The organism is Ensifer sp. YR511, assembly GCF_900103045.1.
Classification (GTDB): domain Bacteria; phylum Pseudomonadota; class Alphaproteobacteria; order Rhizobiales; family Rhizobiaceae; genus Ensifer; species Ensifer adhaerens.
Genome location: NZ_FNGR01000014.1, coordinates 154,132 through 173,873, shown reverse-complemented (window position 1 = coordinate 173,873; position 19,742 = coordinate 154,132). Strand labels below are relative to the sequence as shown.

Genomic DNA, 19,742 nt, shown 5'->3' with positions numbered 1-19,742 from the left:
AAACAAGAGGGAGAACGACAATGCTTCTGAAGAAATTGATGGCTGCCGCACTCGTCAGCGGTTTCGTGCTTGCCGCAAACGCCGCCTCTGCCCAGACGGTGGGTCCGTCCGGCGAGAGCGCGACGCCGAGCGCCGATGTCGCCCTGACCGATGCCGATATCGGCGCGCTCAAGGGCAAGGGCTACAAGGCGGCGCTGCTGTGGCATACCTCGTCCGACTTCACCAACGCCGTTTCGGCCGGTGCCAAGGATGAGTTTGCCCGCGCCGGCGTCGAGATCGCGGTGACGACGGATGCCGGCTTCGACGCTGCCCGCCAGCGCAGCGATATCGAAACCGCGCTTGCCGCCAAGCCGAACGTCATCCTGGCGCTGCCGCTCGATCCGGTGACCTCGGCCGAAGCATTCCGCCAGGCAGTGACCGATGGCAGCAAGCTCGTGTTCCTCTCCAACCTGCCGAGCGGCTATAAGCAGGGCACGGACTATGCCTCGATCGTTACCGACGATCTCTTCCAGATGGGCAAGCAGGCGGCGGATGCGCTGGCCAAGGCGATCGGCGGCAAGGGCAAGGTTGGCTACATCTTCCACGATGCCAGCTACTATGTGACGAACCAGCGCGACCAGGCCTTCAAGTCGACGATCGAGAAGGACTATCCGGATATCAAGATCGTTGCCGAGCAGGGCATCTCAGACCCGGCACGTGCCGAGGAGCTGGCAAGCGCCATGCTGCTGCAGAACCCTGATCTCGACGGTATCTACGTGACCTGGGCCGAGCCTGCCGACGGCGTGCTCTCTGCCCTGCGCTCGAGCGGAAATACCAAGACCAAGATCGTCACGCTCGATCTTGCCGAACCGGTCGCGCTCGACATGGTCAAGGGCGGCAACGTCACCGCGCTTGTTGCCGACAAGGCCTATGAGCTTGGACGCGCCATGGCTGCGACCGGCCTGAAGTCGCTTCTCGGACAGCAGACGCCGGCCTTCGTCGTTGCCCCGGCTTTGACCGTCACCAAGGAAAACGTCGCGGACGGCTGGAAGCAGTCGCTCAACCGCGATGCGCCGCAGTCGGTGCTCGACGCGGCCAAGTAATCAGGTGGCCGCCGGGAGAGAGGACGCTTCCGGCGGCGTCATTCCTAAAAGGGAGGCAGATATGCACAGGGCAGTGAAACACTTCGCGTTGCTGGCAACGGTCTTTGCCGCGACATCCGGCTTTGCCGCTGACGGCAAGACCACGGGTCCGCATGGCGAGACGCCGACGCCGGCGGGCAGCCTGACGCTGACGGCGGAGCAGGAACAGCAGATCAAGGACGGCAAGTTTACCGCAGCGCTCGTCTGGCACGAGATGAGCGAATACACCAACGCGGTCAACAGCGGCGCCCAGGACGAGTTCAAGCGCCTTGGCGTCGAGGTGGTCGCACAGACCGATGCCGGCTTTGATGCCGCCCGCCAGAAGGCGGATGTCGAGACGGTGCTTGCCAAGAAGCCCTCGATCATCCTGTCGCTGCCGGTCGACCCGGCAAGCGCCGCCGTGGTTTACGATCCGGCACGCACCGCCGGTGTGAAGCTCGCCTTCGTCGACAATTCGCCGGCCGGTTACGAACACGGCAAGGACTATGTGACGATCGTCTCGGACGACCTTTTCCAGATGGGCAACAAGGCGGCCGTTGCCATGGCGGATGCGCTCGGTGGCAAGGGCAAGCTCGGCTATATCTATCATGACGCCGACTTCTACGTGACCAACCAGCGCGATGGCGCCTTCAAGTCGACGATCGAGCAGGACTATCCCGACATGAAGATCGTTGCCGAGGCCGGCATGGCCGATCCGGCCCGCAGCGAGGAAATCGCGCAAGGCATGATCACCCAGAACCCGGATCTCGACGGGATCTATGTGACCTGGGCGGAGCCGGCACTGAGCGTGCTTTCGACGCTGCGCGGCGCCGGCAACAGCCACACCAAGATCGTGACGCTCGACCTCAACGAACCGGCAGCACTCGACATGGTCAAGGGCGGCAACATCGCAGCTCTGGTCGCCGACGAAGCCTACAATATCGGTGTCACCGCAGCGCGCGCCGCGGCAGGGTCGCTGGTCGGCAAGAAGGCCGAGCCTTTCCTGGTGGTCGACTCGCTTGCCGTGACCAAGGCGACGGTCGCCGACGGCTGGAAGAAGTCTCTGAACAAGGATGTGCCCGCGTCGATCGCGGATGCGATGAAGTGATGAAATGATGCCCGCTGCATGAGTAAAACATGCAGCTTTTCATAGTGCTGCGGCGACCTTTGCGCGTCTGACCAGACCCGCGGCGCCGTAGTGCAGGGGGAGCTTTCCCCCTGCCTTCGGAGGAAGAATAATGTCCAGTGCCCATTCCAGCGCGAGCGGCCAGCCGGCGAGCCTCGTCAGTCGCCTCAACCTGCAGCAATACGTCGTCTATCTCGGCTTCCTGGCGATCTTTCTGTTCTTCGCCATCGTGCTTCGCGACAGCGGGTTTCTGACGGTTCGCAACCTGTCGAACATCATGCTGCAGACAGCACCGGTGACGATCATGGCGATCGGCCTCGTCTTCGTCATGTCGGCCGGCGAGATTGACCTGTCGATCGGCTCGACGGTTGCCGTCTCGGCGCTGGCGGCGGCGGTGACGATCAACGAGTACGGCCTGGTGGCTGGCGTCGTCGCCGGTATCGGCGCCGGCGTGCTGATCGGGCTCCTGAACGGCGCGCTGGTCGCCTATGTCAAACTGCCGTCCTTCCTGGTGACGCTGGCGACGCTCGGGCTTTTTGCCGGCGTCTCCCGCTCGATGACGAACCTGCGCTCGATCCCGGTGACCGACAGCACCTTTACCGGCTTTTTCGGCTCCGGCTCGTTCCTCGGCGTGCCTTCGCTGATCTGGTGGACCCTCGTTGCCGTCGTCTGCGGCCATGTCATCTACCGCGAAACCCGCTTCGGCGCCCATGTGCTGGCGACCGGCGACAACAGCCGGGCAGCGAGCGTCTCCGGCATCAGCGTGCCGCGCATTCGGCTGGCCGTTCTGATGATCAGCGGCGGTCTCGCCGGCCTTGCGGGCCTGCTTTACGCCGGTCGCCTGCAGGCGGCGAAGTATACGCTTGGCGAGACCGACCTGATGACGGTGATCGCCGCCGTCATCGTCGGCGGCACGTTGCTCAACGGCGGCAAGGGCACGATCATCGGCGCGCTCGTCGGCTCGCTGATGATGGGCATGCTCAACAATGGCCTGATCCTGATGGGCCTTTCCGTATCCGACCAGATGATCGTTCGCGGTCTCATCATCCTCGCTGCGGTCGCCGTGTCGCTGCGCGAAAAGTCCCGCTGAAGGAGGATTTCATGTTTCTCGACGTTCTGCGCCGCCGCAACCCGGCATTCATCGAAGCGGCGATGAGCCTGCACCAGCAGGGCAAGCTTCCGGCCAACGCCTATGTGCTCGATCTCGACACGGTCGAGGCCAATGCGGCGATTATGAGCAACGAGGCTCGTCGCCTCGGCCTGAAGACCTTTGCGATGACCAAGCAGGTGGGCCGCTCCAGTTCCTTCTGCGAAGCGGTCAAGCGTGGTGGCATTGACCGTTCGGTTGCCGTCGACATGGCCTGTGCCCGCGCCACCCACAAGGCGGGCCTGAAGGTCGGCCATCTCGGCCACCTGCAGCAGGTCGCGCGCCACGAGGCGGCTGCCGCAGCGAAAACCTTCCGGCCGGACTATTGGACGGTCTTCAACGGCGAAAAGGCTGCAGAAGCGGCGGCTGGCGCACATGCAGCCGGCTATCGGCAGGATCTGCTCGCCCGTATCCGGGCGGAAGGTGATACCTTCTACCGCGGCCATGAAGGCGGGTTCGATGCCAGCGACGTTGCCGCGGTGGCGGACCGTCTCGATGCGCTCGACGGTGGCCGCTTTGCCGGCATCACCACCTTTCCGGCGCTGCTCTTCGACCATGAAAGCCGCAAGGTGAAGCCGACACACAATCTCGCGACGCTCTCGAAAGCTGCCGAGGCGCTGGCCAAGGCCGGCCGCAACGGGATCGAGGTGAATGCGCCGGGTACGACCTCCAGCGTCATGCTCCCGGCCCTTGCCGAAGCGGGCGCGACGCAGTGCGAGCCGGGCAACGGTCTGCACGGCACCACCGCACTGCACGTGATGGAAGATCTGCCGGAACTGCCGGCGGTACTCTACCTCACCGAAGTTTCCCATCTCTCGGGCGGCAAGGCCTATTGCTTCGGCGGCGGCTTCTACATCGACCCGATCTTTCCGGATTACGACGTCAAGGCGATCGTCTCTGCCGACCCGACGACTTCGGCGTCGGCGCTTCGAAGCGTCGAAGTACCGCCCCCCTCGGCGATCGACTATTACGCGATGATCGACGCCAGCGGTGCGGCGGCCCCGAAGCCTGGCGATACGGCGGTGTTCGGCTTCCGCGGGCAGGCCTTCGTCACGCGGGCCTATGTCGTCGGCGTGTCGGGCATCTCCAAGGGCGCGCCGAAGGTGGAAACGATCGAAAACGGTTTCGGCGAAACCGCGGCCTGGCCGGTTTGAGGGGTGACGTCATGAACGTGAACACGAATTCTGCACGCGAGCCGGTCCTCAAGCTGAAGGACATCCGCAAGACCTTTGGCGGCGTCACCGCGATCGAGAACTTCTCGCTGGACGTCCGTCCGGGCGAGATCGTGGCGCTCGTCGGCGACAACGGCGCCGGCAAGTCGACGCTGATCAAGATCATCTCCGGCGTTTACACGCCGACCTCGGGAACGATCACCATCGAAAACCAGACCGTGGCGATGTCGAACGCCACGATGGCGCGCGCCCATGGCATCGAGGTCGTCTATCAGGATCTGGCGCTTGCCGACCAGCAGACGGTCTATATGAACATGTTTCTTGGCCGCGAGCCGGTAAACCGTTTCGGCCTGCTCGACCGTCGCCGGATGATTTCCGAGACGGAAACTCTGGTGAAGGAACTGGATGTCCGCATCCCCTCGGCCCATGCGACGATCCGCGACCTCTCGGGCGGCCAGCGCCAGGGCGTCGCGATTGCCCGCGCCACCCATTGGGCGAGCAAGCTGATCTTGCTCGATGAGCCGACGGCAGCACTTGGCGTTGCCGAAACCGCCAAGGTCGAGGAGATCGTCGAATCGCTGAAAAGCCGCAACATCGGCGTACTGATCATCAGCCATAGCCTCGATCAGGTGTTCAAGCTCGCCGACCGCATCTGCGTTCTGCGCCGCGGCAAGCAGATCGGCATCCGTGAGACGGCCAAGACCGACAAAAACGAGATCATCGCGATGATCACCGGGCTTCAGCAACACTGAGGCGGATGAGTCCAGCGGTGCCGCCATTGGGGCGGCGCCGGTTGGCAATCATGGTGCGGCGCCGAAGAAGGTGAGGCGGGTGAACAGCACGTAGTGCGATTCCGAGACCATCAGCGCCACGAAGACCAGCACCAGCAGCGGCGGCAGCAGGATCGCGTAGATCAGCGCCAGCCGTTCCCAGGCCATGTGCATGAAGATCGCGACGATCAGCCCTGCCTTCAGTACCATGAAGATCAGGATCAGCGACCACCTGAGATAACCCTGCAGCCCGACATAGTCGACGAGGTAGGAAAAGGTGCTGAGCACGAAGAGCAGCAGCCAGACGACCAAGTAGAGGCCGATCGGGTGTTGCTGGTGCGTTTGTGCGTGGCCTTCTACTTTTGCTGCCGGTGCCGCGTGGGTGTGAACAGTCGTTTCCGTCATGGCCATGCCTCACCACAGATAGAAGAATGCGAAGATGAAGACCCAGACGAGGTCGACGAAGTGCCAGTAGAGGCCGGTGATCTCGACGATCTCGTATTGTCCTCTTCGGCTCGTGAAAAAGCCACGCCGTTCAGTGTCGAAATCGCCGCGCCAGACTTTTCGCGCGATGATCAGCAGGAAGATGACGCCGATCGTGACGTGGGTGCCGTGGAAGCCGGTGATCATGAAGAAGGTCGAGCCGAATTGCGCAGCACCCCAAGGGTTGCCCCAGGGACGCACGCCCTCGGTGATCAGCTTCGTCCATTCGAAGGCTTGCATGCCGACAAAGGTGGCGCCGAAAAGGGCGGTCAGCAGCATCAGCAGAGCGGTCTTCTTGCGATCGCGCCGGTAACCGAAATTGACGGCCATGGCCATGGTGCCGCTCGAGGTGATCAGCACGAAGGTCATGATGGCGATCAGGATCAGCGGCACGTCCGAGCCGCCGATGTGCAGCGCGAAGACCTCGCTCGGATTGGGCCAGGGAACGGCAGTCGACATGCGCGCCGACATGTAGGCGATGAGGAAACAGCCGAAGACGAAGGTGTCGCTCAAGAGGAAGATCCACATCATCGCCTTGCCCCAGGAGACGTTCTTGAACGTCCGCTGGTCGGAGGCCCAGTCGGCGGCAAAGCCGGCAAGTCCCGCGGGGCGATGGAGCGGTTCTCGGACAGGCGAATGTGTCTCGGCGGACATGCCTTGCCTCCTTCAAGTCAAGAGCGACCGGCAGAGCTCGACGAAGTCGTTGGCCCAGCCGGAAAAGAGCGCGTAAAGCACCAGCCATACGGCCAGCATGAAATGCCAGTAGGTGGCGCAGAGCGTGATCGACAGCACGGCCCTTTCGCCCATCGGGCCGGTGCGCGTCTTGACGATGACCCGGGTAAGCGCGAACAGGCCGCCGAGGATGTGCAGGCCATGCATGCCCGAGATCATGTAGAAGAAGCTGTTGGCCGGATTGTCGGCGAGCAGGAAGCCAGCGTCGGTCAACTCCCGCCAGGCAAAGACCTGGCCGGCGAGGAAGGCGAGACCGGCGGCAAGGGCTGCGATCATCGCCGTGCGGCTCGCCTCGTTACGATGCTGTTCGGCAGTGACGCGGGCCGCATGCAGAAGCAGGCTGCCAAGCGCAAGGATGGCGGTGTTCAGCCAGAGGATCTTCGGCATCGGCGTCGACCACCAGTCGGTGGAGGCCATGCGCATGAAGTAGGCGCTGATGAAGAGAGAGAAGAGCGCGGCGACGACAGCAAGGAAGACGCCAAGGCCGATTTTTGCAGGCGGGATCGAAGGCCTACCGCGCGGACGGGGATCGTGGGCGTGGCCGACCTCCAGCCAGGGTTTCGAGAACAGCCGCTGCCGGCTGAGCCACCAGGCGGCGATCGCGAAGATCACCGCCAGGAAGACGAGGGTGACGTTCATGAGGCACCCTCCGGCGCGTGGCCTACTGAACCCGGCTCAGTCTGCGGAATGAAATCTTCCGCTGCACCCGGCACGCTGTAGTCATAGGGCCAGCGGTAGACGACCGGCAGGTCCTTGCCCCAATTGCCATGCCGTGGTGGCGTTTCCGGCGTCTGCCATTCGAGCGTCGTTGCCCGCCAGGGGTTGCCGCCGGCCTCGCGGCCGTGGCGGATGCTCCAGATGAGATTGAAGAGGAAGACGATCTGGGCGGCGCCGACGATCAGCGCCATGATGGTGATGAACTCGTTGAGCGTATGGGCGGATGCCGGCACGAAGGCGGTCTCGCCCATCTCATAGTAGCGGCGCGGCATGCCGATCAGCCCGAGATAGTGCATCGGGAAGAAGATCAGATAGGCGCCGACGAAGGTGACCCAGAAGTGGATCTGCCCCATCGCCTGGTTGAGCATGCGGCCGGTGATCTTCGGATACCAGTGATAGATCGCCCCGAAAATCACCATGATTGGCGCAACGCCCATGACCATGTGGAAATGGGCCACGACGAACATCGTGTCGGAGAGCGGCACATCGACGACGACATTGCCGAGGAACAGACCGGTCAGCCCGCCATTGACGAAGGTGACGATGAAGGCGAGCGCGAACAGCATCGGCAGCGTCAGGTGGATGTCGCCGCGCCAGAGCGTCAGCACCCAGTTGTAGACCTTGATCGCCGTCGGCACGGCAATGATCAGGGTGGTGGTGGCGAAGAAGAAGCCGAAATAGGGGTTCATGCCGCTGACATACATGTGGTGCGCCCAGACGATGAAGGAGAGCGCGCCGATGATGACGATCGCCCAGACCATCATGCGGTAGCCGAAGATGTTCTTGCGGGCGTGGGTGCTGATGAGATCGGAGACGATGCCGAAGGCGGGCAGGGCGACGATGTAGACCTCCGGATGGCCGAAGAACCAGAAGAGGTGCTGGAACATGATCGGGCTGCCGCCGCCATGCTGCAGCTGCTCGCCCATCTCGACGATCGCCGGCATGAAGAAGCTGGTGCCGAGCACCCGGTCGAACAGCATCATGACGCAGGCGACGAAGAGGGCGGGGAAGGCGAGAAGCGCCATCACCGTCGCCGTGAAGATGCCCCAGACGGTGAGCGGCATGCGCATCAAGGTCATGCCGCGCGTGCGCCCCTGCAACACGGTGACGACATAGTTGAGGCCACCCATGGTAAAGCCGATGACGAAGAGGATGAGGGAGGAGAGCATCAAGATGATGCCCCAGTCCTTGCCGCCGGGCGTGCCGGAAAGTACTGCCTGTGGCGGATAGAGCGTCCAGCCGGCGCCGGTCGGCCCGCCCGGTGCAAAGAAGCTCGCGACGAGCACGAGGACGGCCAGCAGATACAGCCAGTAGCTCAGCATGTTGGCATAGGGGAAGACCATGTCGCGCGCGCCGAGCATCAGCGGGATCAGGTAGTTGCCGAAGCCGCCGAGGAAGAGCGCAGTCAACAGATAGATCACCATGATCATGCCGTGCATGGTGATGAACTGGTAGTAGCGTTCCGCATCGATGAAGGCGAAGGCGCCGGGAAAGCCGAGCTGCAGACGCATCAGCCAGGAGAGCACGAGGGCGACCATGCCGATGGCGATCGCGGTCGAGGCATATTGCACGGCGATGATCTTCGCATCCTGGCTGAAGACATAACGCGTCCACCAGCTATGGGGATGATAGAGCTCCACGTCCTCCACTTCCGCGGGGCCAATCTGTTCGCCCGTGCCTGACCGGATATCGACCATCTGCGAGAACCTCCCAACACCGGATCATCTCGATCCAACGCCTTGAACCTGCAATTCCGCACGTCCAACAATGGAATTGCGTCTCCTCACGAGCGGGATGCGGGCGGATATCGCGAGCACTTTTCCTCATCCCGCTTTGGCCGTCGGGGCGCCTGTTATTGCGCCGGGGCGGCATTCACTGCCTGCGCCGTTTCTTTCGTTCCTGCCTTTGCCTGCAATTGCGAGAATGTCGTCTGTTGCGAGAGCCAGGCTTGATAATCGGCGGCACTGTCGACAACGACGGTGCCGCGCATCTGTGGGTGACCGGTGCCGCAGAGTTCGGCGCACAGCACCTCGAACGTGCCGGTGCGCGTCGGCGTCAGCCAGAAATAGGTGACCATGCCCGGCACCATGTCCATCTTGGCGCGGAACTCCGGCACGTAGAAATCATGCAGCACGTCGACCGATCGCAGCAGGATCTTGACCGGCTTGCCGACCTCCAGATGCAGTTCGCCGCCTTCGATGACGACGTCGTCGAGGGCGGCCGCATCGTTGCGGTTGAGGCCGAGCGAATTTTCAGGCGTGATGTCGCGGGTCTCCGACGTACCGAGCTTGCCGTCTGCGCCGGGCAGCCGGAAGCTCCACAACCATTGCTGGCCGACGACTTCTACCTCCGCCGCACCATCCGGCACGGTCACGAACTGGTGCCAGACGAAAAGGCCGGGGGTGAGCATGGCGGCGACGCCGAGCGTGGTGCCGCCGGCAAGCCACCCTTCGAGCTTCCTGTTTTCCGGTTCATAGGCCGCCCGGTTTCCCGGGCGATGCCGAAAACGCAGGACGCAATAGGCCATGAAAAGCACGACGGCGACGAAGACGACGCCGGTAATCCAGAAGGTGATGATGAGCGTATTGTCTATGTAATTCCAGTTGGACGCGATCGGCGTCCACCACCATGGGCTCAACAGATGGAACAACACCGAACCGACGGCCACCAAAACCAGAACAACTACCACGGCCATTTCTGTCCCTCCTCGCCGCTGGCGGCTGTGGGCATGAATACGCAATCCGTAGAGCCTTCTGCATGTTTCCGTTAATCGTCGCCGATCAAACGGCAAAACATGCAGGAATTCAAAGTTCTACAGCGACCTTTGCGCGTCTGGTCAGACACGCGGTGCTGTAGCTGCAATTATTACACGAACGTCGAACAGTCGCAATTCGCCGCCTCCGTGCGAGCAGCGGTTGCGTTTAGTCTCCGCAGGTTACTGCGAATACTGCTTGAGATAGGCGATGAGGTTGGAGATATCCGTATCATCTTTCAAACCGGCAAAGGCCATTTTCGTGCCTTTCACCTTGGTCCTTGGATTGTGCAGATAGTCGCGCAGATGCGCCTCATCCCAGACGAGTCCACCCTTGCCGGCATCGATCATCGCCGGTGAGTAGCTGAAGTCGGCATGAGTGCCTGCCGTTCGTCCGAACAGATGGTTGAGCGATGGCCCAACCTTGTTGGTGTCGCTGTCGGCCACATGACAGACGGCGCATTTCTTGAAGACGGTGGCTCCGGCGGCCGCATCGCCCTCTTGCGAAAGGGCAGCGAACGGACAGAGCATCGTTGTCGAAAAGGCAAGGGCAACAACAAGAATTCGCATGACACTTCCTCAATATCGCCGGGCGCAGGCAAGGAAGGCTATCGTCAATCTGTCGTTTTGGCGGTGCTTGCTTCTCTTAAGTTGGCGCCACGGCGGTTGATACTTGCGACACGACGACGGTACGCCTCGCTTTGTGGAAGTCAACCGGCGCAGCCGGCCGGTTTGCCGGATGCGCCTAAATTTTCGCCATGTCGCTGCCGGCGCTCAGACGCGATTGCCGTCGGCGTTGAAGAAGTGCAGCCGCTCGACCGGCAGGCGTACGGGCAGCGAGCCGGAAACGTTGAGGAACCGGCGGTCGTTGGTAAACGCCTTGAAGCCGGCACGGCCGAAGGAGAGGTGCAGGATGATGCCGAAGCCCGTCGGTTCGACCAGGTCGACATTGGCTTTCAGCGCATCCGGGCCTTCGACGCCGATCTCGACATGCTCCGGCCGGATGCCGAGCGTCGCCCTGGCGCCGTCCGTCAAGGCAGGATGCGGCTGGGCCGGAACGATGATGCCGCCTTCGGTTTCGAAGCGCGGGGCGCTACCGTTGCGATAGGTTCCCTCGAAGAAGTTCATCCCTGGCGACCCAATGAAGCCGGCCACGAAGAGATTGGCCGGGCGGTCATAGAGATCAAGAGGGCTTCCGACCTGCTGGACGAAGCCGCCGTTCATGGCGACGATCCGGTCGGCGAGCGTCATCGCCTCGATCTGGTCGTGGGTGACGTAGATCGAGGTGGCGCCCAAGTCCTTGTGCAGCTTCTTGATCTCGGCGCGCATCTGTTCGCGGAGGCGCGCGTCGAGGTTGGAGAGCGGCTCATCGAAGAGAAACGCCTTGGGTTCGCGCACGATGGCCCGGCCCATGGCGACGCGCTGGCGCTGTCCACCCGAAAGCGCCCTCGGCCGCCGCTCGAGCAGCGGGTCGAGGCCGAGCTTGGCGGCAGCGCCCGAGACGACGCTTGCGATCTTTTCCTTGGCGACCTTCCTCAGCCTCAGGCTGTAGCTCATGTTCTTGGCGACCGACATGTGCGGATAGAGCGCGTAGGACTGAAACACCATGGCGATGTCGCGGTCCTTCGGGGCCAGTTCGTTGACGCGTTTTCCGGCGATGCGGATTTCGCCCGAGGTCACGCTTTCGAGCCCGGCGATCATGCGCAGAAGCGTAGACTTGCCGCAGCCGGACGGGCCGACGAGCACGACGAATTCGCCGTCGCCGATCTTCAGGTCGACATCGTGCAGGACCGGGTGGATGCCGTAGGATTTCTGGATATTGGCGATATCGATGGAAGCCATGAGAACAATCCTCAGCCTTTGACCGCGCCGGCCGTGAGGCCCTGGACGAGATAACGTTGAATGAGCAGGAAGAAGAGGCAGGCGGGGATGAGCGCGAGCACGCCGGCGGCCATCATCTGCCCGAAGTCGACGGAGAACTTCGACACGAAGGACAGAAGCCCGACGGGGAACGTCGCCTGATCGTTGCCGGAGATCAGCATCAGCGAGAACAGTAGCTCGCTCCACGCTGCGGTGAAGACGAAGCCGAGCGTCGCGGCAATGCCGGGCAGCGTCAGCGGCAGGATGATCTGGCGGAAGGCGACGAATTGAGTGGCGCCGTCGATCATCGCGGCCTCCTCCAGATCCTTCGGGATGCCGTCGAAGAACGACTGCATCAGGAAGGTGGCAAACGGTACGTTGAAGGCGGTGTAGACGATGACGAGCCCGGTCAGGCTGTTGGTCAGCCCGAGCGGCGAGAGGATCTTGAAGATCGGCGCCACGAGCATCACCAGCGGGAACATCTGCGTCAGGAGCATCAGCGCCACCAGCCAGTACTTGCCGCGGAAATTGAAGCGCGACAGGGCGTAGCCCGAGAGCGAGGCGAGGATGGTGACGATGACGGCGGTGGAACCCGAGACGATCAGGCTGTTCTTGAAGAACACCGGAAAGGCGCTGTGGCGGAGCACGAAATCGAAGTGCTCAAGGCTGGCGCGCGACGGCCACATTCGAATGCCCTCGGAGTAGAGCAGATCGTTGGGCGTGACGGCGACCTTCAGCAGCCAGTAGAGCGGGAAGAGCGCAAACGCGATATAGGCAAGGATTGCCAGCCGGTGCGCGATCATGAGGAAAAGAGGTTTGGCGCGCATCGGTTCAATCCTTGCTCAGGAGCCATTGCCGCAGGATGACGATCAGCATCGAATAGGCGAGCAGCAGCGCCAGGAGCACGAGCGCGATCGCCGAGGCGTAACCGAAATCCAGCCGCTTGAAGGCCTGGGTGAAGATGTAGCTGGCGACGATCTGGGTGCGGTCGGCCGGTCCGCCATTGGTCATGACGATGATGAGATCGGCGAAGTTGGAGATCCAGACGGTGCGCAAGAGGATGGTGATGGCGATCGTCGGCGCAAGGAAGGGGAGGGTGATCGACAGGAAACGTTGCACTGGGCCGGCGCCGTCAATGCTAGCGGCCTCGTAGAGGTCGCGGGGGATCGCCTGAAGGGCTGCTAGCAGCGTGATGGCGAAGAAGGGTATGCCCCACCAGACATTGGCGATGATCGGTCCCCACATGGCAAGCTGCGGGTCGGACAGGATGTTGTTCGGTTCGCTCATGATGCCGAGGCCGAAGAGCCAGTGCGGCAGGGGGCCGACGACCGGATTGAACAGCCAGGCCCAGTTAAGGCCGGCGAGGAAACTCGGCACCGCCCACGGGAGGAAGACGAGCGCCTGGGCGAGGCCGCGGCCGTAGAAGGGCTTGTCGAGCAGCAATGCGAGGATCAGACCGAAAACGAACTGGAAGAAGACCGAGGCACCGGTCCACCAGAGCGTATTGCGCAACGCCCGATAGAAGGCCTGGTCCTCGGACAGCGCCCGGAAATGATCAAGACCGATATAGGCGCCGGAGAACGGGTTCAGGAGCTGGATATCGCGGAAGGCGTAGGAGACGCCGAGCACCAGCGGCACCAGCATCACGGTGACGATCAGGATCAGCGCCGGCGCGCTATAGAGATAGGGTGCGGCGCCATCGGCGATGCGCTTCTTCAGCGGCGTCCTGCTTGCCGGCAGGCCGCTTTGGCGGGCGACATAGGCCATCGATCGAAATTTCCCCTGTGCGGCCGCCGGTTTTTCGGGCGTGCCTCGATTCTAGGTCGGAGCGGGAAGGGCGGAGACCGCGCGCACTTCATTCCGCTCAAAGAGTTATGAGGGCCGGCGGCGGCGAACCGCCGCCGGCCAAAAGCTTACTTCTTGCTGGCGAGGAACTTCTGCTGTGCCTTGGTGAGGTAGTCGGCCCACTGGTCGGCGAGTTGCTGCGGCGTGATATCGCCGAGCAAGGCTTCCTGGGTCGTCTTGATGGCGAGCGAATCCTTGAAGAAGGCGAATTCCTCGAGGTAGGTCGGCATCACAGTCAGGACGACGTCCTTGTCGGCAAGTTCGTCGAACCAGCCCTTGAACTGCGCGCTGGCATAGAAGGGATCCTTCTCGGCCGACTTGTGTACCGGAAGCGCCCCGGTGCGCTTGTTCCACTCGATGTTGCCTTCCGGCCCTTCGAGCGTCTCGATCAGCTTCCAGGAGAGGTCCTTGTTCTGGCTTGCCGACAGCATCGACCAGCCGGCAAAGCCGATGGTTGTGAAAGCCTTGCCGCTCGGGCCCTTCGGCATGGTGGTGACGCCGAAGTCTTCCGATTTCATGCGCTCGGCAATTGCGATCAGAGCATCCGGGTCCTGGTCGAGGAAGGCGCAGGTGCCACTGTAGAAACCGGCGACGATTTCGTTGAAGCCCCAGTTGACGCTGTCCTTCGGCGCCAGCCCCTTCTTGTAGAGATCGATCACCCAGGTGAGGCCCTTGACCCAGCCTTCGCTGTTCATGGTCGAGGTGCCGTCCTCATTGAAGAAGGTGTTGCTGCCGGCCATGGTGGCGCCGAACATCACCCAGCCGTTGAGGCCGCCCGGACCGCCGCGCAGGCAGTAGCCGGACTTGCCCGGAAGCTTCGAGACGGCTTCCGACGCCTTGACGAAATCGTCCATGGTCTTCGGCGGCTCGTTGACGCCGGCTTCCGACAAGAGCTTCTTGTTGTAGAACATGGCGCGCAGGTAGAAGCCGTAAGGCAGCATGTAGGCGGTGTCGTTGACGTCGCGGCCGAGTTCGAGCGCGCGTTCCGTCAGGCCGCCGGTGTGTTCCCACTTGGCGAGGTAGGGCTCGAGGCTTTCGAGCATGCCGTTGTTGGCATAGAGCGACAGCCAGGTGTCGGGCATTTCCATGACGTCAGGCAGTTCGCCGGCCGAAACCATGGTCGCGAACTTCTGGAAGGCTTCGCCCCAGGGCAGCGAGATGATCTCGACCGTCGTGCCGGGGTTGGCGGCCTCGAACTTGGCGACGATCGACTTCAGCGTCTCGGTGCGCTCGGGGCTGGTGATGACCTCGACGAGCTTCAGTTTGGTGTCGGCGAGCGCGCTTCCGGCCATGAGGCTGGCGAGAAGCGTGGCAGTGATCAGTTTCTTCATTTCTGTTCCCTCTTTTCTTCGTTGGTTTTGGTTCAAAGTGGGCGGACCGGGATCCTGATCCCGCTCCAGTCAGTCAGTCGAAGCGACGGCGAGCGCCGCTTCGAGATCGCTCCAGAGGGCCTCCGTTCCCTCCAGACCGACATGGAGCCGTACCGATCGCGGCGAGATGCCGAAGGCGGCCGCGGAATTGGGCTGGGCTTTCTGCGACAGCACGACTTCGCCCGGCACGATGAGGCTTTCATGCCCGCCCCAGGACACGCCGAGCTTGAAGAGTTCGAGATGGTCCGCGAAGCGCCTGACGTCGACGCCCTCGCGGAAGATGAAGGAGAAGAGGCCGGAGGTGCCGGAAAGGCCCGGCGGCAATGTGTTGCCAAGGCCGGGGTGGCAGACGGTCTCGACCAGCGGGTGAGCCTGCAGGCGGCGCGCGACTTCAAGCGCCGAGCGCTCGTGCGACTTCATCCGGATCGGCAAGGTACGCAGACCGCGGATCAAGAGCCAGGCGTCGAAGGGCGAAAGCTTGCCGCCGAGATAGGGATAGGCTTCGGAACGGATGCGGCCGATCAGTTCCTTTGATCCGGTGACGACGCCGGCGACGACGTCCGAGTGGCCGCCGAGATATTTCGAGGCCGAATGGATGACGAGATCGACGCCGAGCGAGATCGGCTGCTGGAAGATCGGGCTCGCCCAGCTGTTGTCGATCGCGGTGATGATGCCCTGGTCCTTCGCCAGGCGGGCAAGGGAAGCGACGTCGTGGGTGTCCATTACCCAACTCGTCGGGCTTTCCATGTAGAAGAGCTTTGCGCCGGGCAGCGCCTTGGCGACTGCTTCCTCGTCGCGGCCGTCGACATAGGTCACTTCGATCTTCATGCGCTTCAGATGCGTGCCGAACAGGCGGAAGGCATCGGGATAGACATGGTTGACGGCAACGATCCGGTCGCCCGGCTCGACGAAGGAGAGCACGGTAGAGGAGATCGCCGACATGCCGCTCGCAAAACCGATCGCGTCCTCGCCGCCTTCGAGTTTCGCCAGCATCTCCTCGAACATGCGCACAGTCGGGTTGAGGCCGCGGGTATAGATCGGCCGCACGCGCTCGCCCCGGTAGGAGGCGACCATATCGTCATAGTCCTTGAAGGTGAAGAGCGAGGTCTGCACGATCGGCGGCACGACGGCGTCGAAGGCGTGGCCTTCGTCATGCGCGACGATCAGCGAGGCATGGTCGAACGGATCGAGGCCGTTGGTCATTTGGACATTTCCTTGATGTCTTCCTCGACGATCGCGAGGATTTTCAGCGTTTCTTCGCGCGCGGTCTCAGGGTCCTGAGCAGCGATTGCGTTGAAGAGGGTGCGGTGGAACGGGAAGGAGCGACGGGCGAAATCCGTTCGGTCGAAAGGATGGTCCCAAAAGCGCTCGAAGGCCTCGCGCATTTGCTCGAGCAGCTGGCGAAAGAGCGGATTGTGGGTGGCGTCGTAGATCGCCAGATGAAAGGCCAGGTCTTCCGGCCCCGACGTGCCCTTGGCGATATGCACGCGCTCCATTTCGTTGAGCCTGATTTCGATGATCTTCAGGTCTTCATCGGTTCGCCGGCGGGCGGCGACCATGTTGGCCTCGACCTCGATGCCGCGGCGCACTTCGAGCGTCATCAACAGCACGTCGCGCAGATGCGCCGCGTCGAGCGTGAGCGGCATATGGACGGTCGCGCCGGAGATCGTGCGCAAGAGATAGGTGCCGCTGCCCTTGCGCGCCTCGACGACGCCGAGTGCCTGGAAGTGGCGAATGACCTCACGGACCGTGGAGCGGCCGACGGCCAGCGCCGTCATCAGCTCGCGCTCGGCCGGCAGGCGTTCGCCGGGTTTCAGGCCCGATTGTTCTATGTAGTCAGCCAACGCGGCCATCACCTGCTGAGCCCGGTCGGCCGGGGGCAGGGGCATTAGTGCCGCTCTTGCCGGTTCATTCATTCGGCTCCCTCCCCAGAGGCCAAATTGGTCTGACATCTCACCAATATGATCAAGCCAGTTGGGGTCGTCAAGCAAGAACTGATAGACGCACAACTGTTGACCCCGCTCGCCTCAGGCGTAGACAAGGGAGGCAAGGAGCTCTGGTGATGATGAAATCGGAATATCAGTTCGTGGTCGCAGCCGTGCTCGGCGCGTTCTTCGTCATGGTGGCGGCTACGGGGGATGCCGAGGCTCAGATGCGGACGCGGAAGGGCGAGTATTACGAGGGGATCCAGCGCAAGCCCTATGGCTATTACTGGATCTGGCCACCGGTCGAGCAGCAGCAGCCCGTCTACAAGAAGCAACCCGGCAAGAAGGGGAGCGAGCTCGCGAAGCCGCGCAAGCGGCCGGTTCAATAGCCGCAGGGCTCGACGAAGAGCGCAAAGAGAAGCGGCGCCCTGGGGCGCCGCAACTTTGATCAGACCTTCGCGACGTGAACGTCGCGGGGGAGTGAGGAGAGAACCTCCGGCCCATCCTCCCGGAGGATAACGATATCCTCGAGCCGGATGCCGAAGCGGCCGGGGAGATAGATGCCGGGCTCGATCGAGAAGACCATGCCTTCTTCGAGCACGGTTTCCGAGGTCGCGGTGATATAGGGCGGCTCGTGGCCGTCGATGCCCATGCCGTGGCCGGTGCGGTGGACGAAGTACTCGCCATAACCGGCGTCCGAAATCACCCTGCGGGCAGCAGCATCAACCTCCTTGGCGAGCACGCCCGGGCGAGCCGCCTTCAGTGCCGCCTGGACGGCCCTTTCGACGATCGTGTGGATCTGCCCGTAGCCTTCGGGCGCGCGGCCGACGATCGCCATGCGCGTAATGTCGCTCGGGAAGCCCTGCTTGCGGCCGCCGATGTCGATAACGACGGCATCGCCTTCCTCGATCACCCGCTCGCTGGCGGAGTGATGCGGGAAGGCGCCGTTGCCGCCGGCGCCGACGATCCAGAAGGCCGGTGCCGCACCTTCCGAGGCGAAGTGCGCGCGGATGTCGGCGGCCAGTTCCTTCTCGGTCATGCCCGGGCGGATCTTGGAGAATGCCGCCTGCATGGCGCGATCGGCGATGCCGGCATTCATCTTCAGAAGCGCGTACTCGCTCTTGTCCTTGCGCATGCGGAGCGCGCCGAGCGTCGCCGGGGTGAATTCGCGCGCGGTATCGGCGGGCAGCGCATCGATCAGCAGCAGCGCAAAATCGGCGCGCATGGTTTCGTCGAGCACGACGCGACCGGGCTTTGCGGCGCCGACATCGGCAAGCGCTGCGGTCAGGGCGTCGCTCGGGCCAACGTCATCGGCCCAGTTGTGGAAGGCGATATCGGTGTGCTCGCGCGTGCCTTCGGCGTTGAGCGCCGGCATCAGGAACGCTTCCTTCTCCGGGCCGATGAGCAGCAGGCACGGGCGTTCGTCGGGATGCGGATGGTAGCCGATCAGCCAATCCATATGCGATCCCGGCGCCAACGCGACGAGGCCGACATTGCTTTCGGCCATCGTGCGGCGGAGTGCTGCAAAACGGCTCTTGGTGAGTTCCTTCATGGTGTTTCCAATTCTGGCTTGAGAAATCAGATGCCACAGCCGGTCATGCGGCCGTGGCCGAAGGTGAGGGGGAAAGGAGCACCGGAGATCGGCGCGTCGTCGGCTACGGGGAATGCCTGAGGCCCGCGCCTGTCTTGCGGCGGGACTTGGATCTCTGGCTCTTCAAGCGGACACCTCCCCCTCGAATGCACGAACATGAGGCCGGGAGGCTGGTCGCTTCCCGTCGCTATGCGTCTGTATTTGCACGACTTTGGTGCTGTGGCTGAGCGTTGTCAATATGGAATTTTAGTTACACTAAAATTTATGACGGCATCGCCTCAGGCAGCCAATCGCAGCAACCGTGCAACCGCCTGTTGGTCGAAGCCGCCGATACCCTCACGGATGTCGGCAGCGACCGCGTCGGCAGCAGCGTTCTCATCCCGGCGCCTCAGCGCCTCGATTGCCTCGCGGTGGCGGTCGACCACGTAAAGTTCGGTCACGTGTTCCATGGCGATGCCGAGGATCGGGCCGAGCTGCAGCCAGACGCTCTCGATCAGCGGCACGGCGACCGCATCGGGATTGGCCGTATAGATCATTCGGTGAAACGCCTGGTTGGCGATCAGCGCCGCCACCTTGTCACCCCGACGGATCTCCGTCTCGATGCTGTCGTCGATCGCCGTGATCTTCTCGATCTGACGTTCGGAAAGATGAGCGACGGCCCGGCGAGCCGCATGGCTTTCGAGCGCGATGCGCAACGAGATCAGTTCTTCGAAGCGGGCGGGCGTGATGTGCGGCACCACGATGCGGCGGTTTTCGAGGAACTGCAGCGCGCCGATCGAGGTCAGCTGTCTAAGCGCCTCGCGCACCGGGGTCGGGCTGCTTTCAAGCGCCTCGGCCAGACCGCGGATGGTGACGGAGGTGCCGGGTCGGAACGCGCCGACCATGATCGCCTGGCGCAGCCGGTGAAAGGCATAGTCATGCGTGGTCATGCCGTCGGGGCGCGCAAGTGGCGGTAAGACAAGGGGTTTCAAGTGCGCATGTCCTTTTGCCCGAATTGCGATGGCTTTCTCATCAGCGAGAGCGGTGTTTGGCAAACGCCTGCATACACTTTTCCGCGCGCCGCTCTACGTCAAACGCCTGATAGCACTGCCGCTGCTTGACTCCAATTCCAGAATTATGTCAACTTTCGGAAAATGTGATCACAAAAAGAGA

General features: G+C 62.7%; 20 protein-coding genes. 6 read left to right on the top strand and 14 right to left on the bottom strand.

Features of this window, described 5'->3' with window-relative positions:
- The first annotated feature begins 20 nt into the window (after window positions 1–20).
- The 5 genes from BLU15_RS22955 (at window position 21) to BLU15_RS22935 (ending at window position 5,297) form a co-directional block, all read left to right on the top strand.
- Entirely contained in the window at window positions 21–1,082 is a 1,062-nt protein-coding gene (locus tag BLU15_RS22955; RefSeq protein WP_034798936.1) for a substrate-binding domain-containing protein, read from the top strand.
- Window positions 1,083–1,143: 61 nt separating this feature from the next.
- Window positions 1,144–2,208, top strand: a complete 1,065-nt coding sequence (locus BLU15_RS22950; RefSeq protein WP_090298312.1) for a substrate-binding domain-containing protein — start codon at window positions 1,144–1,146, stop codon at window positions 2,206–2,208.
- Between the two features lie 130 nt (window positions 2,209–2,338).
- The gene (locus BLU15_RS22945) at window positions 2,339–3,316 is read left to right on the top strand and encodes an ABC transporter permease (protein WP_034798931.1); all 978 of its coding nucleotides are present in this window, start codon (window positions 2,339–2,341) and stop codon (window positions 3,314–3,316) included.
- Between the two features lie 11 nt (window positions 3,317–3,327).
- Window positions 3,328–4,527, top strand: a complete 1,200-nt coding sequence (locus tag BLU15_RS22940; RefSeq protein WP_090298309.1) for an alanine racemase — start codon at window positions 3,328–3,330, stop codon at window positions 4,525–4,527.
- 11 nt (window positions 4,528–4,538) lie between these two features.
- Window positions 4,539–5,297 (top strand): ATP-binding cassette domain-containing protein, encoded by a 759-nt coding sequence (locus BLU15_RS22935; protein ID WP_034798925.1) that lies wholly within the window; start codon window positions 4,539–4,541, stop codon window positions 5,295–5,297.
- Between the two features lie 48 nt (window positions 5,298–5,345).
- On the opposite strand, the gene BLU15_RS22930 is transcribed toward BLU15_RS22935, so the two are convergent.
- From BLU15_RS22930 to BLU15_RS22875, 12 genes are all read right to left on the bottom strand, one after another.
- Window positions 5,346–5,720, bottom strand: a complete 375-nt coding sequence (locus tag BLU15_RS22930; RefSeq protein ID WP_034798923.1) for a cytochrome C oxidase subunit IV family protein — start codon at window positions 5,718–5,720, stop codon at window positions 5,346–5,348.
- A 9-nt stretch (window positions 5,721–5,729) separates the two neighbouring features.
- Entirely contained in the window at window positions 5,730–6,452 is a 723-nt protein-coding gene (locus tag BLU15_RS22925) for a heme-copper oxidase subunit III family protein (protein ID WP_034798919.1), read from the bottom strand.
- 12 nt (window positions 6,453–6,464) lie between these two features.
- Window positions 6,465–7,169: a cytochrome c oxidase subunit 3 gene (locus tag BLU15_RS22920; protein WP_090298306.1), complete on the bottom strand. Its 705-nt coding sequence runs from the start codon at window positions 7,167–7,169 to the stop codon at window positions 6,465–6,467.
- Window positions 7,166–8,944, bottom strand: coding sequence for a cytochrome c oxidase subunit I (gene ctaD / locus BLU15_RS22915; protein ID WP_060582986.1), 1,779 nt, complete (start codon window positions 8,942–8,944; stop codon window positions 7,166–7,168). The genes BLU15_RS22920 and ctaD overlap by 4 nt, the downstream gene beginning before the upstream one ends.
- A gap of 155 nt (window positions 8,945–9,099) precedes the next feature.
- Window positions 9,100–9,942: a cytochrome c oxidase subunit II gene (locus BLU15_RS22910; RefSeq protein ID WP_034798913.1), complete on the bottom strand. Its 843-nt coding sequence runs from the start codon at window positions 9,940–9,942 to the stop codon at window positions 9,100–9,102.
- Window positions 9,943–10,182: 240 nt separating this feature from the next.
- A complete protein-coding gene (locus tag BLU15_RS22905; protein ID WP_034798911.1) occupies window positions 10,183–10,569 on the bottom strand; it encodes a c-type cytochrome in 387 nt (128 codons plus the stop codon).
- 204 nt (window positions 10,570–10,773) lie between these two features.
- Window positions 10,774–11,841 (bottom strand): ABC transporter ATP-binding protein, encoded by a 1,068-nt coding sequence (locus tag BLU15_RS22900; RefSeq protein WP_090298303.1) that lies wholly within the window; start codon window positions 11,839–11,841, stop codon window positions 10,774–10,776.
- An 11-nt stretch (window positions 11,842–11,852) separates the two neighbouring features.
- Complete coding sequence (locus tag BLU15_RS22895; protein ID WP_060520333.1) at window positions 11,853–12,686, bottom strand: carbohydrate ABC transporter permease; 834 nt, start codon at window positions 12,684–12,686, stop codon at window positions 11,853–11,855.
- A gap of 4 nt (window positions 12,687–12,690) precedes the next feature.
- Window positions 12,691–13,626: a carbohydrate ABC transporter permease gene (locus BLU15_RS22890; RefSeq protein ID WP_051659467.1), complete on the bottom strand. Its 936-nt coding sequence runs from the start codon at window positions 13,624–13,626 to the stop codon at window positions 12,691–12,693.
- Window positions 13,627–13,772: 146 nt separating this feature from the next.
- Complete coding sequence (locus BLU15_RS22885) at window positions 13,773–15,035, bottom strand: ABC transporter substrate-binding protein (protein ID WP_034798905.1); 1,263 nt, start codon at window positions 15,033–15,035, stop codon at window positions 13,773–13,775.
- 69 nt (window positions 15,036–15,104) lie between these two features.
- Entirely contained in the window at window positions 15,105–16,277 is a 1,173-nt protein-coding gene (locus tag BLU15_RS22880; protein ID WP_034798903.1) for a PLP-dependent transferase, read from the bottom strand.
- Window positions 16,274–16,990, bottom strand: a complete 717-nt coding sequence (locus BLU15_RS22875) for a FadR/GntR family transcriptional regulator (RefSeq protein WP_090298301.1) — start codon at window positions 16,988–16,990, stop codon at window positions 16,274–16,276. The genes BLU15_RS22880 and BLU15_RS22875 overlap by 4 nt, the downstream gene beginning before the upstream one ends.
- Window positions 16,991–17,136: 146 nt before the next feature.
- On the opposite strand from BLU15_RS22875, the gene BLU15_RS22870 reads away from it, so the two are divergent.
- Window positions 17,137–17,388, top strand: coding sequence for a hypothetical protein (locus BLU15_RS22870; RefSeq protein WP_090298298.1), 252 nt, complete (start codon window positions 17,137–17,139; stop codon window positions 17,386–17,388).
- Window positions 17,389–17,447: 59 nt separating this feature from the next.
- Here the strand turns inward: BLU15_RS22870 and BLU15_RS22865 are convergent, their stop codons facing one another.
- Both BLU15_RS22865 and BLU15_RS22860 read right to left on the bottom strand, forming a co-directional pair.
- Entirely contained in the window at window positions 17,448–18,551 is a 1,104-nt protein-coding gene (locus BLU15_RS22865) for a M24 family metallopeptidase (protein WP_090298294.1), read from the bottom strand.
- Window positions 18,552–18,868: 317 nt separating this feature from the next.
- Entirely contained in the window at window positions 18,869–19,561 is a 693-nt protein-coding gene (locus BLU15_RS22860) for a GntR family transcriptional regulator (protein WP_034798895.1), read from the bottom strand.
- Window positions 19,562–19,742: the final 181 nt, after the last annotated feature.

Bases quoted from the DNA above. Each gene is read 5' to 3' on its own strand.
- BLU15_RS22955 (WP_034798936.1), top strand. From the start codon at position 21: ATGCTTCTGAAGAAATTGATGGCTGCCGCACTCGTCAGCGGTTTCGTG.
- BLU15_RS22950 (WP_090298312.1), top strand. From the start codon at position 1,144: ATGCACAGGGCAGTGAAACACTTCGCGTTGCTGGCAACGGTCTTTGCC.
- BLU15_RS22945 (WP_034798931.1), top strand. From the start codon at position 2,339: ATGTCCAGTGCCCATTCCAGCGCGAGCGGCCAGCCGGCGAGCCTCGTC.
- BLU15_RS22940 (WP_090298309.1), top strand. From the start codon at position 3,328: ATGTTTCTCGACGTTCTGCGCCGCCGCAACCCGGCATTCATCGAAGCG.
- BLU15_RS22935 (WP_034798925.1), top strand. From the start codon at position 4,539: ATGAACGTGAACACGAATTCTGCACGCGAGCCGGTCCTCAAGCTGAAG.
- BLU15_RS22930 (WP_034798923.1), bottom strand. From the start codon at position 5,720: ATGACGGAAACGACTGTTCACACCCACGCGGCACCGGCAGCAAAAGTA.
- BLU15_RS22925 (WP_034798919.1), bottom strand. From the start codon at position 6,452: ATGTCCGCCGAGACACATTCGCCTGTCCGAGAACCGCTCCATCGCCCC.
- BLU15_RS22920 (WP_090298306.1), bottom strand. From the start codon at position 7,169: ATGAACGTCACCCTCGTCTTCCTGGCGGTGATCTTCGCGATCGCCGCC.
- ctaD (WP_060582986.1), bottom strand. From the start codon at position 8,944: ATGGTCGATATCCGGTCAGGCACGGGCGAACAGATTGGCCCCGCGGAA.
- BLU15_RS22910 (WP_034798913.1), bottom strand. From the start codon at position 9,942: ATGGCCGTGGTAGTTGTTCTGGTTTTGGTGGCCGTCGGTTCGGTGTTG.
- BLU15_RS22905 (WP_034798911.1), bottom strand. From the start codon at position 10,569: ATGCGAATTCTTGTTGTTGCCCTTGCCTTTTCGACAACGATGCTCTGT.
- BLU15_RS22900 (WP_090298303.1), bottom strand. From the start codon at position 11,841: ATGGCTTCCATCGATATCGCCAATATCCAGAAATCCTACGGCATCCAC.
- BLU15_RS22895 (WP_060520333.1), bottom strand. From the start codon at position 12,686: ATGCGCGCCAAACCTCTTTTCCTCATGATCGCGCACCGGCTGGCAATC.
- BLU15_RS22890 (WP_051659467.1), bottom strand. From the start codon at position 13,626: ATGGCCTATGTCGCCCGCCAAAGCGGCCTGCCGGCAAGCAGGACGCCG.
- BLU15_RS22885 (WP_034798905.1), bottom strand. From the start codon at position 15,035: ATGAAGAAACTGATCACTGCCACGCTTCTCGCCAGCCTCATGGCCGGA.
- BLU15_RS22880 (WP_034798903.1), bottom strand. From the start codon at position 16,277: ATGACCAACGGCCTCGATCCGTTCGACCATGCCTCGCTGATCGTCGCG.
- BLU15_RS22875 (WP_090298301.1), bottom strand. From the start codon at position 16,990: ATGAATGAACCGGCAAGAGCGGCACTAATGCCCCTGCCCCCGGCCGAC.
- BLU15_RS22870 (WP_090298298.1), top strand. From the start codon at position 17,137: ATGATGAAATCGGAATATCAGTTCGTGGTCGCAGCCGTGCTCGGCGCG.
- BLU15_RS22865 (WP_090298294.1), bottom strand. From the start codon at position 18,551: ATGAAGGAACTCACCAAGAGCCGTTTTGCAGCACTCCGCCGCACGATG.